Genomic DNA, 16,076 nt, shown 5'->3' on the forward strand with positions numbered 1-16,076 from the left:
GGGCGGCCGTGGTGGCTCCCGTGGTTGCATCCCAGGCGTCTGGCGCCGAGGCGGGCAGTGTGGCCGATCCGCTGTTGCGCTGGCTGAGCGACTCGCCGTCTCCCCTCGATGCCCTGGTTAACCTGACCGGACTGAGCGTGTCCGACTGTCAGCGCCGTCTGTTGGAGCTCGAACTCGAGGGCCGTGCCGCCCAGGCTCCGGGCGGCTGGGTGCGCCTGCCGGAGACGGCCTGAGCGTGCTAGCATATCGACCTTCTTGCATCGCTGTGGCCACCTGGCTGCGGCGGTTGCACTACCCGCAGGAGACCCCATGATCGTGGCCGATACACTGGATGCCGCCGTTGCCGCGCTGCGTAATGGCGGTGTGATTGCCTACCCCACCGAAGGCGTCTGGGGGCTGGGCTGTGATCCCGACAACGACGAGGCCGTGGCACGCTTGCTGCGGCTCAAGCAGCGCGACCCGGCCAAGGGGCTGATTCTGATCGCCGCTTCCATCGCGCAGTTCGCTCCCTGGCTCGAGGGGCTGCCGCCAGAGCTGCATGCGCCGCTGGTCGCCAGCTGGCCGGGGCCCAACACCTGGCTGGTGCCGGACAACGGGCGTACCCATGCGCTGGTACGTGGCGCCCATGAGTGCGTGGCACTGCGGGTCAGCGACCATCCCGGCGTCATCGCTCTGTGTCAGGCCTACGGTGGGCCGATCGTCTCGACCTCGGCCAACAAGGCCAGCGAACCCTCGGCCATGAGCGCCGCCGAGGTGCGCGAGATCTTCGGCGACGAACTGGATGCCATCGTCGAAGGCGAGCTGGGTGGGCTCGACCGGCCCAGTACCATTCGCGACCTGCGCAGCGGCCGGGTGCTGCGGGCCTAGGCTTAGACCAGTCAGCGACGAGGAGAGACGCGGTGCGAGCCAATCTCGAAACGGTGAAGTCCTACCTGCTCGACCTGCAGGATCGGCTGTGCGACGGCCTGGCCACCGAGGACGGCGGCGCCGGTTTCCGCGAGGAGAGCTGGCAGCGCGAGGCCGGCGGTGGCGGCCGTTCCCGGGTGATGGAGCACGGTCGCGTGTTCGAGAAGGGCGGGGTCAACTTCTCCCACGTTTACGGTGACCGGCTGCCGCCCTCGGCCACCGCGGCCCGGCCTCAGCTGGCCGGTCGCGGCTTCCATGCGGTAGGCGTCTCCTGGGTGCTGCACCCCGAGAACCCACACGTGCCGACCAGTCACGGCAACGTGCGTTTCTTCATTGCCGAGAAGGAGGGCGAGGCGCCGGTGTGGTGGTTCGGCGGCGGCTTCGATCTCACCCCCTACTATCCGGTGCTCGAAGACGTGGTGCACTGGCACCGGGTGGCCCGCGACGCCTGCGCCCCTTTCGGCGCCGAGGTCTACCCGCGCTTCAAGGCCTGGTGCGACGAGTACTTCTACCTGAAGCACCGCGAGGAGACCCGCGGCGTGGGCGGGCTGTTCTTCGACGACTTCAACGAGTGGGACTTCGATAGCTGCTTTGCCTTCCAGCGCGCGGTGGGGGATGCCTTCCTCGACGCCTACCTGCCCATTGTCCGGCGCCGGCGCGACACCCCCTGGAGCGAGCGCGAACGCGAGTTTCAGCTCTACCGTCGCGGCCGCTACGTGGAGTTCAACCTGGTGTGGGACCGCGGCACCCTGTTCGGGCTGCAGAGCGGCGGGCGTACCGAATCGATCCTGATGTCGATGCCGCCGCTGGCGCGCTGGGAGTATGGCTGGACGCCCGAGCCGGGTAGCGCCGAAGAGGTTTTGTATCGGGAGTATCTGCGCCCCCGCGACTGGCTGGGGGAAATAGCAGGGGGAGGAGTCTCTTCATGACCAACCGCTACTGCGTCTTCGGCAATCCCATCTCGCATTCGAAGTCGCCGCTGATCCACGCCGCTTTTGCTGCGCAGACCGGCGAGGCGCTCGAGTACACCGCCATCGAGGCGCCATTGGACGACTTCGCTGGCGCCTGGCAGCGCTTCGTGGCCCAGGGCGGACGCGGCGCCAATGTCACCGTGCCGTTCAAGGAGGAGGCCTTCCGGCTCTGCGATACCCTGAGCCGGCGCGCTCAGCGGGCCGGGGCGGTCAATACGCTGGTGCTGGGCAAGAACGGCCTCAGCAATGATTTCAAGACCTATGGCGATACCACCGACGGAGTCGGCCTGGTGCGCGATCTTCAGCACCATGGGGTGGCACTGGAAGGGGCCCGTATCCTGGTGCTCGGCGCGGGTGGTGCGGTGCGTGGTGTGCTGGAGCCGCTGCTGGCGATGCGACCGGCACGTGTGCAGGTGGCCAACCGTACGGCGGCCAAGGCCGCGGCGCTGGCGGCGGATTTCGCCGATCTGGGCGAGATCCATGGCGGCGGTTTCGAGGCGGTCGTGGGGCCGTTTGACCTGGTGGTCAACGGTACCAGTGCCAGTCTTTCCGGCGAGCTGCCGCCGTTGCCCGATGCGCTTTTTGCTCCTGGAGCCAGCGCCTACGACATGATGTACGGCGCCGAACCCACCGTCTTCCTGTGCTGGGCCGAGGCCCGTGGGGCGCGGGGTATCGACGGACTCGGCATGCTGGTGGAGCAGGCCGCGGAGTCGTTCTTCCTATGGCGCAACAAGCGTCCGGAGACGGGGCCGGTGCGGGACACTCTCAGGCAGCGGCTGCAGGACAAGCGTTGAAGCGCAGGGTTGACACCTTCAACGCTGCTTCCTAGGTTGGGTTGGAGATATTCATGCCGGGCTGCGCTTCCGGCATGAATAACAACTACAATCCGAGGAAAAAACAGTGAAAAACAAGATCAGGGCCGGAGTGCCCATCAAGCTCGTGTCCGCTGCGGTGAGCGTGGGGCTAATGGTAGCCGGTGGCCAGGTGCTGGCCCAGGAGCGTGTCGCTTCCATCAATCTGATGACCACCACCGAGTCCTACGATCCCATCCGCTACGAAGCTGCCTTCATCATCGCCGAGCGCTGGCGCGAACTGGGCTTCGAGGTCAACGTCCAGCCCACCGAGTTCAGCACCGCGCTGGAGCGCTTCTACGATCAGCAGGACTTCGACGCGACCATTCTCGGTTGGAGCGGGCGCACCGACCGTCTCGATCCGCAGTTCTTCCTCAGCACTCTCGATTCACGCCAGTCCAATCTCGGCGGCAACAACCCGGGGGGCTACGAGAATCCGGAGTTCGACGCGCTGTTCGACCAGCAGTCTCAGGCCTTCGACATGGACGAGCGCCAGCGTATCGTTCAGGAGATGCAGGAGCTCTACAAGCCCGACGCGCCTCTCGTCGTGCTGTTCCATCGCGATGAGGTGGTAGCGTTCAATCACGATGCCTTCGAAGGCATCAACCCCATGGCCGGCGAGGGGCTCTACAGCGAGTGGGGGCCGATGGAGGCACGCCCGGTGGGCGATCGTTCCATCCTGCGTATCGGCGGCCCGCAGGAGCCGGACAACCTCAACCCGCTGGCGTCCACCTCGGTATGGGGCTGGAAGTGGATGCGCCTCTACTACGATCGCCTGGTACGTCTCTCCGCCGATGTGGAGCCGCTGCCCTGGGCCGCCGAGTCGGTGGATCAGGTCGACGACAACACCGTGGCGGTCACCCTGCGCCAGGGCATGACCTTTCATGACGGCGAGCCGGTCACCGCCGAGGACGTCGCCTTCACCTGGAACTACTATCTCGACCAGGACTACAGCTACTTCAACTCTTACCTGGCCGCGCTGGAGCGGGCCGAGCAGGTCGACGAACATACCGTGCATTTTCACCTGAGCGAGCCTTCGGCCTCCTTTGCCAGCATCTCGCTGTCGCAGATCCCGATCCTGCCCAAACATCTGTGGGAGGAGATCGAGGACGCTTCGACGCTCTCGCCCTCGCAGATTCCCACCGTCGGCTCCGGGCCCTTCGTGCACGAGCGCTTCGATCGCGGCGAGTTCATGGCGCTGAGCAAGTTCGAGGAGCACTTCCACGCTGACGAGATTGCCGCGGATGGCGTCGAGTTCATCATCTACGCCGACATGGAGGGCGTCTACACCGGCCTGCAGACCGGCCAGATCGACGTCACCGCCTGGCGCATGGAGCCCGGCCAGATCGGCCTGGCCGAGGGCGAGGACCACCTCACCGTGGTCAACGTGCCCGATTTCGGCTACTTCCACATGACCTACAACCTGCGTCGCGAGCCGTTCGACGACCGCGCCGTGCGCCGTGCCCTGACCATGGCCACCGACCGCGAGCGCATGGTCAACGTGCTGCTCGACGGTCGTGGCGAGGTGGGCTCCAGCGTGATCGCGCCGGTCAATACCTTCTGGCACGACCCCTTCGTCGAGCGCTTCGACTTCGACATGGAGGCTGCCCGGGCCGAGCTCGAGGAAGCCGGTTACTCCTGGGACGACGAAGGCCGCCTGGTCAGGTAAGCCTTTTCCGAGCCGTAGGTTTCCCTCTCACCGCTCACAAGGCGGTGAGAGGGAGTGCCAGTCGTCAAGAGCGAGTCTTCCATGTCGTCACGCAGAAGCTACCTGATACGCCGTGTGCTGCACGGCCTGATGGCGCTGTTCATCATCGCCACCATGCTGTTCTTCCTGTTCCGCCTGGGGCTGCCCGACCCCACCGCCGCTCTGATCACCGAGGGCCTGAGCCCCGAGGAGCGCGAGCGCATCCGCGCCAGCTTCGGTCTCGACCGGCCGATCTGGGAGCAGTACTTCATCTACCTGGCCAACATCCTGCAGGGCGATTTCGGCTACTCCTTCCACTACCGCGCACCGGTGGCCGACATCATCTGGGAACGGCTCGGCAACACCATGGTGCTGATGTTGCCGGCGATCCTGCTGGCCTACGCCGTGGGCGTGCCGCTGGGGGCCTGGCTCTCCTGGCGTCGCGGCAGCCGTACCGACACCACCGGCATCTTCGTCGGTCTGATGTTCCGTTCGGCGCCGATGTTCTGGACCGGCATGATCGCCATTCTGGTATTCGGCATCGCCTTGGGCTGGCTGCCCACCAGCGGCATGCGCACCTTGCCCTACGAGGCTACGGGCTTCTTCGACAAGATCTTCACCCTCGACTTCCTGCACCACCTGATCCTGCCGGCGCTGGTGGTAGCGCTCTACTACCTGGGCTCGCCGCTGCTGATCATGCGCAACACCATGCTCGAGGTGTACGGCGAGGACTTCATCGAGATGGCCCGCGCCAAGGGCCTGCCGGAGCGGCGTATCCTCTACGCCCACGCCGCGCGCAACGCGCTGCTGCCGGTGGTGACTCAACTGGCGGTGACCGTGGGCCTGGCCGCCGGCGGTCAGGTGGTGGTGGAGGTGGTGTTCTCCTGGCCGGGGCTGGGGCGCGAGATCCTCAACTCGGTGCGCACCTCGGACTTCCCCCTGGCCCAGGCCAGTTTCCTGGTGATGGCGGCCTTCGTGGTCACGCTCAACCTGCTGGTGGACATTCTCTACACCATGCTTGACCCGAGGGTGAGCTTCAAATGATCGGATCCCGCATACTCAAGAGCGCGCAGGAACCGCTGCGCGCGATGATCGGCGATCGCCTCTCCCTGGTGGGCGTCGTGGTGCTGTTGTCGATCATCTGCATGGCGCTGTTCGCGCCGTTTCTCTCCACCCATGAGCCGCTGGCGGTGAACGAGCGCGAAGAGGGCTCGCTGCTGGCGCGCAGCGTCGACGGCGAGCGCCCGCGCTGGGTACAGCTGCCCGCGCTCGGCGAGCGCACCCTCAACGCGGCGGACTATCGCGACGGCGTGGGGCTGGCCGTGGGGCGTGACGGCGCCACCTGGCGCTATCGCGACGGCGAGTGGGCCGAGCTCGAGGCCCCGCTGCCCACGACCCTGATCGACGTCGCCATAGCCCCCGGTGGTGTTGCGCTGGCGGTGGGCGTGGGTGGCAACATCGCCCTGCTCGACGATGCCGCCGCAGGCAGCGAGTGGCTGCCCATCGAGGCACCGGTGTCAGTGGCCTTGACCGGCGTGACCTGGCTCGACGACGCCACGGCGCTGCTGGTGGGCGTCGACGAGACGATCCTGCGCCTGGACGTTGCCAGCGGCGAGTTCGAGGCGCTGGAAAGCCCGCTGGGGCGCGGCATGAGGCTCAACTCGGTGGCGCTGGATGCGGACGGCAGCGCCTGGATGGTGGGCGAGCGCGGCCTGACCCTGCGCCTCGACCCGGACGACGACAGCCTTTCGCTGGAGCGGCTGCCCACCAATCGTGACCTCAACCACATCCACCTGGCCGAAAGCGGTCACGGCCTGATCGTCGGCGAACGCGGCACGCTGCTCTCGCGCAGCGCCGTGGGCGAGCGCTGGCAGAGTCAGGACTCGCCGGATTCCCGCGCCATGCGCGCCGGCTGGGTCACCGACGAGGGCCACGCTTTCGCCGTGGGGCGCAGCGGTATCGTATTCGAGCGCGAGGCCGACGAGTGGCGCCTAGTGCCCAGCGAGGAGGAGCGTCATCTGCGGGCCTTGATGGTTACCGGGGAGGACTACTTCGCGCTGGGCTCGGACCGCTTCGTCAACCGCTTGGCGCCGCCTTCCGGTGAGCACTGGTTCGGCACCGATCACCTCGGCCGCGACCTCTACAGCCAGAACGTCCACGGCTCACGCATCGCCCTGCTGGTGGGCTTCATCGGCGCCGCCCTGGTGGTGCTGATCGGCGCCAACGTGGGGCTCATTGCCGGCTACTTCCGCGGCCGCACCGAGACCGTGCTGATGCGTACCGTCGACGTCATGTACGGCATCCCTTTCGAGCCCTTCGCGCTGATTCTGGTGCTGCTGTTCGAGCCGAGCCTGCTGATCGTCATCCTTGCCGTGTCGCTGCTCACCTGGCGCACCGTGGCGCGGCTGATCCGCTCCCAGGTGCTCAGCCTGCGCGAGCGTCCCTTCGTCAAGGCGGCGCGGGTGGCCGGTGCCTCGGACCTGCGCATCATGTATCTGCACATCTTCCCCAACGTGATGCCGCTGGTGTTCCTCGAGCTGGCCATCATCGTCGGGGTGTCGATCATCGCCGAGGCCACGCTCTCGTTCCTCGGCCTAGGGCCGCCCCAGTCGATCTCCTGGGGTGGCATTCTGCACAATGCGCGGCTCTCCGGTGCCTGGCGCGACGCCTGGTGGTGGAACCTGCCGCCGGGGCTGTTCATCATGATCACGGTGCTCTCCGTGTTCTTCATCTCCCGCTCGCTGGAGCTGGTCGCCAACCCACGTTTGAGGGCACGCCGATGACCGATCAACGACTGCTGAAGGTCGAGGACCTGGCCATTCACTACCGCACCGGTGCGGGCCCGGTCCAGGCCGTGGACGGTATCCACTTCGACCTGCGTCCCGGCGAGGCGCTGGGGCTGGTGGGCGAATCCGGCTGCGGCAAGACCACCGCGGCCAAGGCGATGCTGCGGCTGTTGCCGCCCAACGGCGAGGTGCCCCGCGGACGCATCGACTTCGACGGGCGCGATCTGGTGGCGCTCGACGAAGAGAGCATGCGCAAGGTGCGCTGGAAGGAGATCGCCTGGATCTCCCAGGCGGCGATGAACGCGCTGGACCCGGTCTACACCGTGGGCGATCAGATCCTCGAGGCGATGAGTGCCCACATCAAGATCGACCGCAAAGCTGCCTGGGCCCACGCCGAGGAGCTGTTCCGCGCGGTAGGCATCGACCCGGGCCGGCTCTCCGCCTACCCACACGAGATGAGCGGTGGCATGAAGCAGCGCGCGGTGATCGCCATGGCCCTGGCGCTGGACCCGAAGCTGATCATCGCCGACGAGCCGACCACCGCGCTCGACGTGGTGACCCAGGCGCAGATCCTGGCGCGGCTCTCCAAGCTGCGCCGCGAGCGCGGCATGGGGCTCTTGTTCATCACCCACGACATCTCGGTGGTGGTACAGACCTGTGATCGGGTGGCGGTGATGTACGGCGGCCACATCATGGAGACCGGGCCGGTGCGGGAGGTATTCGGCACGCCGTTCCATCCCTACACTATGGGCCTGACCAATGCCTTCCCGACCCTGGAGGGCGCCCAGCGCGAACTGATCTCGATCCCCGGCAGCCCGCCCGACCTGCTCCATCCGCCGGCCGGCTGTCGCTTCGCCGAGCGCTGCCCCTTTGCCACCGAGCGCTGCGTGCGTGAGACGCCACCACTGCACAGCGTCGGCCCGGATCGCCAGTCGGCCTGCCACTACCCTGACCAGGCCGAGGCCTTCCGCGTCAAGGCGGCGCTCAACGAGACCTGGGTGGTGGTCGGGGAGCGCCTGAACGAGCCGGTGCAGGGCGCCGGCTCCATCGAGCACCTGGATGCCGATTCTCCGCTGCTGCTCGAAGTGGCGGAGCTCAAGAAGCACTTTCCGGTGGAACAGGGCTTCCTCGATGGATTGCGTGGTCGCAACAAGGACCGCAAGGTGCATGCCGTCGACGGTATCTCCTTCGACCTGCGTGAAGGTGAGATCCTGGGCCTGGCCGGCGAGTCGGGCTCGGGCAAGACCACCACTGGCGAGATGCTGGTGCGGCTGCTCGACGTCACCGCGGGAGAGATTCGCTTCGAGGGCGCCGACATCGCCCAGCTCAGCGGACGCGAGCTGAAGACGTTCCGGCGTCGGGCGCAGATGATCTTTCAGGACCCCTACCAGACGCTCAACCCGCGTTTCACCATCTTCGACATCGTCGCCGAGCCGCTGATCATCCATCGCCTGGCCGAGGGCGAGGCGCTGCGGCACAAGGTGGTCGAGGCGCTGGAGCGGGCCGGGCTCAAGCCGGCTGAGGTGTATGCCGAGCGCTTTCCCCACGAGCTCTCCGGCGGCCAGCGCCAGCGGGTCGCCATCGCCCGGGCCATCGTGCTCGAGCCGCGCTTCATCGTCGCTGACGAGCCGGTGTCGATGCTCGACGTCTCGATCCGCGCCGGGGTGCTCAACCTGATGCACCGCTTTCGCAACGAACTGGGCATCTCCTTCGTCTACGTCAGCCATGACCTGCCGACCATCCGCTACGTGGCGGATCGCACGGCGATCATGTACCTAGGCGAGATCGTCGAGGTGGGGCCTACCGAACAGGTGGTGCGCGAGCGCAAGCACCCCTACACCCAACTGCTGTTGGAGGCGAGTCCCGAGCCGGACCCCAGCGTGGTCAAACCGCCCTTGGAGAGTGCCGGGGAGATTCCCAGCGCGGTGGAGCCGCCCAACGGCTGCCATTTCCATACCCGCTGCCCCCGGGCCATGGCCCACTGCGGCTGGGAAGGGCGCGATGTGATCACCGCTCTGAGCGAGTGGCGAATCGCCGGGCGTGAGATCGAGCATCTGGGTAGCGCCGAGGTGGCAGGGCTAGACGTGCACCTGCAGGTGCGTGGGGGGAGTGACGAGGCCGCGGAGCGCGAGCTGATCGAAGTGATGCGGGCCAAGCATCCGGCGCTGGCCGAAGCCGGCCGCATCGAGCGTGGCGGAGAGGGAGCCCTTAGCGTGCGCTTCCAGGCACAGGCTTCGCCCCAGCGGCGGCAAGTCGCCGATCAGCATTCGGTGGCGTGCTATCTCTACGAGTAGCGCTGGAGCTATCGGTCGCGGAACGAGCCGAAGGGGAGAGTCGTAGGAGCGGGTCGCTCCTGGACAGGTGAGTACCGCGCAGGGGCGCGCCCTGCGCGGTCGATCAACGTCAGCGTCGCTTGACGTAGAGCCCCGCCATGCACAGCACCACACCGGCCACCGACAGCAGCATGCCGCCGTTGACCAGCCAGGGCTGACGTTCCACCCAGGGCACGAAGGGCTGCGGGGTGGAGCGGCACACGCCGTCGAGGTAGTCCCAGTAGCCGCCCTGGATAAGGGTGCATTCACGCACGCTGCTTAGTTCCCAGAAGTAGAGGCCCATCAGTACGAGGATGGGCAGGGTCAACAGCAGCAGTCCTAGTCTCAGCATTCGTTTTCCAGTCGTCTACGGGGCTTTCAGGTGGCGCAGCAATACATCGGTGTTTCTCTAGGGGCGCTGGCAGTTAGGCTGCCTTCCCGCCTGGCGCGCCTGTTCATAGCGGGTCAGGGCACCGTCCATCTCCTGCTGCAGCACCTGAGTGCGCTGGCCGTGGCTGGGGTGAGTGGACATCCAGGCCGGTGGACGGGCGCCGCCCTCGGCGCTCATGTTGTCCCACAGGTCGAGGCTGGCGCGCGGGTCGAAGCCGGCATCCGCCATCAGCCGCACGCCGATGATGTCGGCCTCGGTTTCGTGGCGACGCGAGAAGGGCAGCATGATGCCGTATTGGGCGCCGAGGCCCAGCGCACCCATCAGCTGCTCGCCGCCAGGGCCCTGCAGGCCTGCCGCGGACCCCAGTACCGACAGCGCCAACTGGGTCGAGGTCTGGGTAGAGACGCGCTCGTTGGCGTGGCGGGCCAGCACGTGGCCGATCTCGTGACCCACCACGGCGGCGACCTGATCCTGGTTGCGGGCAACCCGCAGCAGGCCGGTATTGATGCCCATGTAGCCGCCGGGCAGGGCGAAGGCGTTGGCCTGCTCCGATTCGAACACGCGGATCTGCCAGTCCTGGTCGCGCTCGCGCTCCGGCAGCACGGTGATCAGGGCATTGGCGATGCACTGGGCATAGCGCTGTTCGGCCTGGCCGGCGGCCGGCAGGTCTTGCTGGTACTGCTCGAAGGCCTCGCGGCCCATCTGATTGAGCTGTGCATCCGACACCAGCGTGAGCTGCTGGCGGCCGGTAGGCGAGGTGGTACAAGCAGTTAGGGTCAGGGCCAGGGCGGCCACGGCAGCATAACGAATCCAGCGCATGTTCGATTCCTCGTTCTTCAGATCCCTTGAGACCCTGGACGTCGGTGACGGTTCGCCACAAGATACCCCGTAACGACGCAACGTCAACCACGAACCGTGGAACTTCCAAGGAGATACCGATGGATGCCGAGCTGAGCAGACGCCTTGGCCGCCTGCTGGATCACGTGGAGCACTGGCTGCCGCCCGCCCCGCAAGAGGTCGACTGGTCACGTGATGTGGCTGCACTGTGGCAGCGCCGCGTGCTGGGCGGCCGCTTGTTGCCGGTGCCGCCACGGGATAGCCTCACCCTCGACGACCTGCTGGGCATCGAGCGCCAGAAGCTGGCGCTGGTCGACAATACCCGCGCCTTTCTACAGGGCTTGCCGGCCAACCATGCGCTGCTGTGGGGCTCACGCGGCAGCGGCAAGTCGTCGTTGATTCGTGCGCTGCTCAACAGTCTGGCCCCGGAGGGGCTGCGCCTGGTGCAGGTCGACCGCCACGATCTGGCTGGCCTGCCCATGCTGGTCGAGCAACTGCGCCTTCAGCCGCAGCGCTTCGTGGTGTATTGCGACGACCTCTCCTTCGAGGGCCACGACGACGCCTACAAGGCGCTCAAGAGCGTGCTCGACGGTGCGCTCACCGGCCCGCCCGAGAACGTGCTGCTCTACGCCACATCGAACCGTCGCCACCTGCTCCCGGAGTCCATGGCCGACAACGAAGGTTCGCGCCTGGTGGGGGAGGAGCTTCACCACGGTGATGCGGTGGAGGAGAAGATCTCGCTCTCCGACCGTTTCGGCCTGTGGCTGGGCTTCTACCCCTTCAGCCAGGACACCTATCTGGAAGCCTGTTGCCACTGGGTCACGCACCTGGGCAGCGCCAAGGACTGGGACGCCGAGGCGCGTGCCGAGGCGATCCGCTACGCCACCCTGCGCGGCGGACGCAGCGGCAGAGGAGCCTGGCAGTTCGCCTGCCAGTGGGTCGGGCGCCGGCGGCTGCATGAAGCTGGGCGCCGGCAGGGCGAGTGATCAGCGCTGGGGAGTCAGCTCGCCATCCTGCCCCACGGCAAAGCGCAGGGTCGGCGTAAAGAGGCCGGCGGGCAGGGTCACGCCCAGGCCGCGCAGGCTGCCCGGGGTGATGGCGAGCTCACTGCCTGCCGGCAGCTCGCCCTGGCTTGCCAGTTGGGTGGCCAGTTCCACCATGGGGGCCAGGCGGCGGCGGTCGGTGGCCAGCACGTCGAATTCCACCGGTAGGCGCAGGCGGGTGTCGTCACCCGAGGTCAGCGTCACGTCCTGCTGATAGTTGCCGCTGACCGGATCGGCGCCGGGCACGTCCAGGGTCCAGCGGAACCCCGACATCTCCACTGCCGGCATGCCGACGGGCAGCGCCAGCCCCATGGCCAGGGTGGCCTGCACCGGCAGGCTGCCCGCACCGAGGCTGGAAGCGATCAGCGAGGCCACGTCGCTGGTGTCGAGACCGGCCTGGATCGAGTAGGGGCCGATCCGCACGTCTTCCACACCCAGCGATGTCACGGCCAGGCGGAAGGCGAAAAGGCCGGTCTGGGGCAGGGCCAGGCAGCCGGCAAGCAGCAAGGACAGGCTCAGCGGGGCCAGCAGGCGCCAACGGCGACGCGGCAGCAAGAACGACGACACGCGACTCAGGAACATCGGTTCCTCCTGTTGGATGAACGACTAAAGCTAAGGGTAGGTAGCAGGGTAGACCAGGGAGCGGGTGGCAATACGCCCGATCTGGCGATCGGGCGCTTTGACAGGCATCAGCGGCGTTTGTTGCGTGCGGCCCGAGTGCGTCCCAGCTCGCGCTGCTTGGCTTTCTCCCGGTCGCTGGCACCGGCCAGCGGGTCGAAGGGGTTGTTGCCAGAGCGAAACTCGAAGCGAATCGGGGTGCCGCGAACCTTGAGCACCTTGCGGAACGTATTGGTCAGGAAGCGTTTGTAGGACTCGGGCAGCGCTTCGGTCTGGTTGCCGTGAACCACGATGATCGGCGGGTTGCTGCCGCCCTGGTGGGCCATGCGCAGCTTGATCCGTCGCCCATGCACCAGCGGCGGCGGATGCTGGCTGACGGCATCCTGCAGCAGGGTGGTAAGACGGTTGGTCGACCAGTGGCTGTTGGCCGAGGCAAAGGCGCGCTCGATGGAGGGATAGAGGTCACCCACGGCGGTGCCGTGCAGGGCCGAGATGAAGTGCAGGTCGGCGTAGTCGGCGAAGCCCAGCCGACGCTTGATGTCGGCGCGCATCTTCTCCTTGGCCTCGTGCTCCAGGCCGTCCCACTTGTTGACCGCCAGCACCAGGGCACGCCCGGTGGTGAGCACGTAGTCGAGCAGATGCAGATCCTGCTCCACCAGGCCCGAGCGGGCGTCGAGCACCATGATCGCGACATGGCACTCCTTGATCGCCTCCAGTGTCTTGATGATCGAGAACTTCTCGGCGATCTCGCTGACGTTCTTGCGCCGCCGCACGCCGGCGGTATCGATCAGCACGTAGGGCTTGCCGCGCCGCTCGAAGGGGATCTCGATGGCATCACGGGTGGTGCCGGCCTCGTCGAATACCACCACCCGCTCTTCGCCGAGCAGGCGATTGACCAGGGTCGACTTGCCCACGTTGGGTCGGCCGATTACGCCGATGCGGATGCCCTTGGTGCCGGTATCCGCCGGGATGCTCAGGTCGCGCTCGGGGAAGGGCGCCAGCACTTCCTCGATCAGGCTGGTGACGTTGCGGCCGTGGGCGGCAGCGATGGGACGCGGGTCGCCCAGGCCCAACTGCCAGAAATCGGCCATGGCCGAGTGCTCTTCCAGGCCGTCGGTCTTGTTCACCACCAGCCAGGTCTTCTTCTGGTTGACCCGCAGGTGGTTGGCAATCGCTTCGTCGGCGACATTCAGTCCGGCGCGGGCATCGACCAGGAACAGCACGATGTCGGCTTCGTCGATGGCGGCCAGCGACTGCTCGGCCATGGCCGCATCGATACCCTCCTCGTCGCCGCTGATGCCGCCGGTGTCGATCACCGTATAGGCCTTGTCACCCAGCATGCCGTTACCGTACTTGCGGTCGCGGGTAAGCCCCGGGAAGTCGGCCACCAGGGCATCCCGGCTGCGGGTCAGGCGGTTGAACAGCGTCGACTTGCCCACATTGGGGCGGCCAACCAGGGCGATCACAGGTGTCATCGGGTAATTTCCAGGGCCTCCAGGCGGCCGTTATTGGTCAGCACGTAGAGACGTCGGAAATCGGTGACCGGACGCACGCTGATGCCGGAACTGTCGACCCGGGTACGCGCGGTGAAGCGACCGTTCTGAATGTCGATCAGGTGGATGTAGCCCTCGAAGTCGCCCACCACCAGGTTGCCGTCGGCGAAGGCGGGAGAGGTCAGCCAGCGACCCTCGAGGTCGCGGTTGCGCCACACTTCCTCGCCGGTGCGGGCGTCGAAGGCCGTCACATGGCTGGCCTCGCTGACGGTGAACAGGCGATCGCCCACCAGCACCGGGGTCTGATAGCTGGAGTGATCGCGCTCCCACAGCGTTTCACCGCTGGTCGCATCGAGGGCGGTCAGGCGTCCGTTGTAGCTGGCCACGAACAGCCGGCCGTCGGGGGTCAGCACGGGCTGGCCGCCGAGATCGACCATGCGGTCGATTTCGCTGCGTCCGCGGGGTACGGCGATACGACGCTCCCACAGCGGTTGACCGCTGCGGTTGTCCAGCGTGGTCAGGCGGCCGCTGGCAAAGCCGACGAAGGTGACCGGATCGATCACCGACGGGGTGCCGGTGCCGCGCAGGGTAAGGGCCGGTTCGGTGGTGTTGTACACCCAGCGCTCCTGACCGGTACGCCGATCCAGCGCGGTGACGGTGCCGTCCACGCTCTGTACCACGAGGAGCTGCTGGTTGGGCTGGGGCGCGGCCAGTACTTCGCTGGCGACACGCGAGCGCCAGGTGACCTCGCCGTCGGCCTGACTCACCGCGAGCACTTCGCCGTTGCGGGTGCCCAGATAGATCTGCCCGGCCGCCGCCGTCAGACCGCTGGATACGCCGACCTCGAGGTCGGTCTGCCAGCGCCGCTCACCGCTGTCGGCTGCCACCGCCATGAGTCGGCCGCGCTCGTCGGCGGCATAGATCACCCCACCGTCGAGAGTGGGCGAAATGGGGTAGACGGCGCGGCCGAGGCCTTGCCCCACGCGCTGGCGCCAGTCGCTGCGCAGCTCGGCGCGGGCCTCGAAGCGCTGCAGCTCCTTGGGGGTGTAGCGCGGTTCCGAGCGGTTGGCGCAGCCGGCCAGCAGGCCGAGGGTCAGCGTGGCGACCAGAGCGAGAGTGGTCTTGCGAGCGAGAGTCGTCTTCATAGCGTGGCCTCTTCGGCGCCCAGGTCGTCGAGCTTGAGCTGGACGCCATAGATCGGCTGATTGCGTTGTTCGGCGACGGCAAGCGCTTCCTGCCAGGCCTGACGGGCTTCGTCGGTGCGTCCCACGCTGTGCAGGGCGTCGCCGCGCACGTCGGCCTGCTGGGCGGCGAGGGCTGCCGGGATGTCCCGCGCCAGCGTGTCCAGGGCGGCTTCGGCATCGCCAGCGGCCACCTGCAGTCTGGCCAGACGCAGCCGCGCCAGGCCCTGCACGTAGTCGCGGTTGCTGGATTCGATCACGCCTTCGAGCACAGCGCGGGCGGCGTCGAGGTCGCCGGCCTCCACGGCCAGGCGGGCGTCGATCAAGCGCGCCAGGTCGGCATACAGAGTGCGACCGTGGTTGTCGGTGATCTCGGCGACCAGGCTGCGGGCTTCATCGATCTCGCCGCTGTCGGTCAGATTGACCAGGTGCTGGTAGCGCATGGAGGCCGATGCCGACTGGTTTTCCTGATGGTTCTGCCAGGCGTTCCAGCCGACCACGCCGGCAATGGCGATGGCGACACCGGCGATCAGCGCCGTGCCGTTCTCCTTCCACCAGCGCTTGATGGCTTCCAGCTGCTCTTCTTCGGTTCTCAGCTCCGCCACGGGCGGTCTCCTTTTACTGCAATATGCGGTTCGATCAGGCGCGCTCGTCGCTCGCCGTCATGCTGGCGAGGGTGTCGATCAGAGCGCCCTGGTCCAGGCTCATCTGCTCGCGCTCCTCGCGCAGGAATTTCAGCGTGGCGCGGCCTGCCTCCAGTTCGTCTTCGCCCAACAGCAGGGCCAGGCGGGCACCGCTCTTGTCGGCCTTCTTGATCCGGCTCTTGAAGCTGCCGCCGCCGCAGTGCAGCTGCAGGCGCAGCTCGGGCAGCTCGCTTCTGATCCTTTCTGCAAGCAGCATGGCCTGGGTGGTGGCGACATCATCCATGGGCAGCACGTAGAGGTCCAGCTCGCCCAGGGCGGAGTCGGGCACCAGCTCCAGGGTCTCGAGCAGCAGCACC

General features: G+C 67.1%; 15 protein-coding genes and 1 pseudogene. 9 read left to right on the top strand and 7 right to left on the bottom strand.

Going from position 1 to position 16,076, the window contains the following annotated elements; all coding sequences use genetic code 11:
• The 8 genes and pseudogenes from B8115_RS04805 to B8115_RS04840 form a co-directional block, all read left to right on the top strand.
• Positions 1 to 233: pseudogene (locus tag B8115_RS04805) on the top strand (DNA-protecting protein DprA); the annotation flags it as partial.
• 76 nt (positions 234 to 309) lie between these two features.
• Positions 310 to 867 (top strand): L-threonylcarbamoyladenylate synthase, encoded by a 558-nt coding sequence (locus B8115_RS04810; RefSeq protein WP_010626624.1) that lies wholly within the window; start codon positions 310 to 312, stop codon positions 865 to 867.
• 32 nt (positions 868 to 899) lie between these two features.
• Positions 900 to 1,835 carry an oxygen-dependent coproporphyrinogen oxidase gene (hemF, locus tag B8115_RS04815; protein WP_010626625.1) on the top strand — a complete coding sequence of 312 codons (936 nt, stop codon included), beginning with the start codon at positions 900 to 902 and terminating at the stop codon, positions 1,833 to 1,835.
• Entirely contained in the window at positions 1,832 to 2,671 is an 840-nt protein-coding gene (gene aroE / locus B8115_RS04820) for a shikimate dehydrogenase (RefSeq protein WP_010626626.1), read from the top strand. Before hemF ends, aroE begins: the two co-directional genes overlap by 4 nt.
• A gap of 106 nt (positions 2,672 to 2,777) precedes the next feature.
• Positions 2,778 to 4,397, top strand: coding sequence for an ABC transporter substrate-binding protein (locus tag B8115_RS04825; protein WP_010626627.1), 1,620 nt, complete (start codon positions 2,778 to 2,780; stop codon positions 4,395 to 4,397).
• Positions 4,398 to 4,478: 81 nt separating this feature from the next.
• Complete coding sequence (locus tag B8115_RS04830; protein ID WP_010626628.1) at positions 4,479 to 5,459, top strand: ABC transporter permease; 981 nt, start codon at positions 4,479 to 4,481, stop codon at positions 5,457 to 5,459.
• Positions 5,456 to 7,198 carry an ABC transporter permease subunit gene (locus B8115_RS04835; RefSeq protein ID WP_010626629.1) on the top strand — a complete coding sequence of 581 codons (1,743 nt, stop codon included), beginning with the start codon at positions 5,456 to 5,458 and terminating at the stop codon, positions 7,196 to 7,198. Before B8115_RS04830 ends, B8115_RS04835 begins: the two co-directional genes overlap by 4 nt.
• Positions 7,195 to 9,495 carry an ABC transporter ATP-binding protein gene (locus B8115_RS04840; protein ID WP_010626630.1) on the top strand — a complete coding sequence of 767 codons (2,301 nt, stop codon included), beginning with the start codon at positions 7,195 to 7,197 and terminating at the stop codon, positions 9,493 to 9,495. Before B8115_RS04835 ends, B8115_RS04840 begins: the two co-directional genes overlap by 4 nt.
• A gap of 109 nt (positions 9,496 to 9,604) precedes the next feature.
• On the opposite strand, the gene B8115_RS04845 is transcribed toward B8115_RS04840, so the two are convergent.
• Positions 9,605 to 9,865, bottom strand: a complete 261-nt coding sequence (locus tag B8115_RS04845) for a hypothetical protein (protein WP_010626631.1) — start codon at positions 9,863 to 9,865, stop codon at positions 9,605 to 9,607.
• A 57-nt stretch (positions 9,866 to 9,922) separates the two neighbouring features.
• Entirely contained in the window at positions 9,923 to 10,723 is an 801-nt protein-coding gene (locus B8115_RS04850; RefSeq protein WP_010626632.1) for a M48 family metallopeptidase, read from the bottom strand.
• 119 nt (positions 10,724 to 10,842) lie between these two features.
• Between B8115_RS04850 and B8115_RS04855 the strand changes: the two genes are divergently transcribed.
• Positions 10,843 to 11,727 (top strand): ATP-binding protein, encoded by an 885-nt coding sequence (locus tag B8115_RS04855; RefSeq protein ID WP_010626633.1) that lies wholly within the window; start codon positions 10,843 to 10,845, stop codon positions 11,725 to 11,727.
• Here B8115_RS04855 and B8115_RS04860 read toward each other — a convergent pair whose 3' ends face one another.
• The 5 genes from B8115_RS04860 to B8115_RS04880 form a co-directional block, all read right to left on the bottom strand.
• A complete protein-coding gene (locus B8115_RS04860; RefSeq protein ID WP_010626634.1) occupies positions 11,728 to 12,366 on the bottom strand; it encodes a hypothetical protein in 639 nt (212 codons plus the stop codon).
• A gap of 107 nt (positions 12,367 to 12,473) precedes the next feature.
• Complete coding sequence (gene der, locus B8115_RS04865; RefSeq protein ID WP_010626635.1) at positions 12,474 to 13,877, bottom strand: ribosome biogenesis GTPase Der; 1,404 nt, start codon at positions 13,875 to 13,877, stop codon at positions 12,474 to 12,476.
• Positions 13,874 to 15,040 (bottom strand): outer membrane protein assembly factor BamB, encoded by a 1,167-nt coding sequence (gene bamB / locus B8115_RS04870; RefSeq protein ID WP_010626636.1) that lies wholly within the window; start codon positions 15,038 to 15,040, stop codon positions 13,874 to 13,876. The genes der and bamB overlap by 4 nt, the downstream gene beginning before the upstream one ends.
• Positions 15,037 to 15,681, bottom strand: coding sequence for a tetratricopeptide repeat protein (locus B8115_RS04875; RefSeq protein WP_010626637.1), 645 nt, complete (start codon positions 15,679 to 15,681; stop codon positions 15,037 to 15,039). Before B8115_RS04875 ends, bamB begins: the two co-directional genes overlap by 4 nt.
• 34 nt (positions 15,682 to 15,715) lie before the next feature.
• Positions 15,716 to 16,076, bottom strand: a 361-nt coding sequence (locus B8115_RS04880; RefSeq protein WP_026037892.1) for a His/Gly/Thr/Pro-type tRNA ligase C-terminal domain-containing protein, incomplete at its 5' end; no start/stop codon positions are given.

The sequence above is a fragment of the Halomonas sp. KM-1 genome (genome assembly GCF_000246875.1).
In the GTDB taxonomy this organism is placed as follows: Bacteria; Pseudomonadota; Gammaproteobacteria; order Pseudomonadales; family Halomonadaceae; genus Halomonas; species Halomonas aerodenitrificans.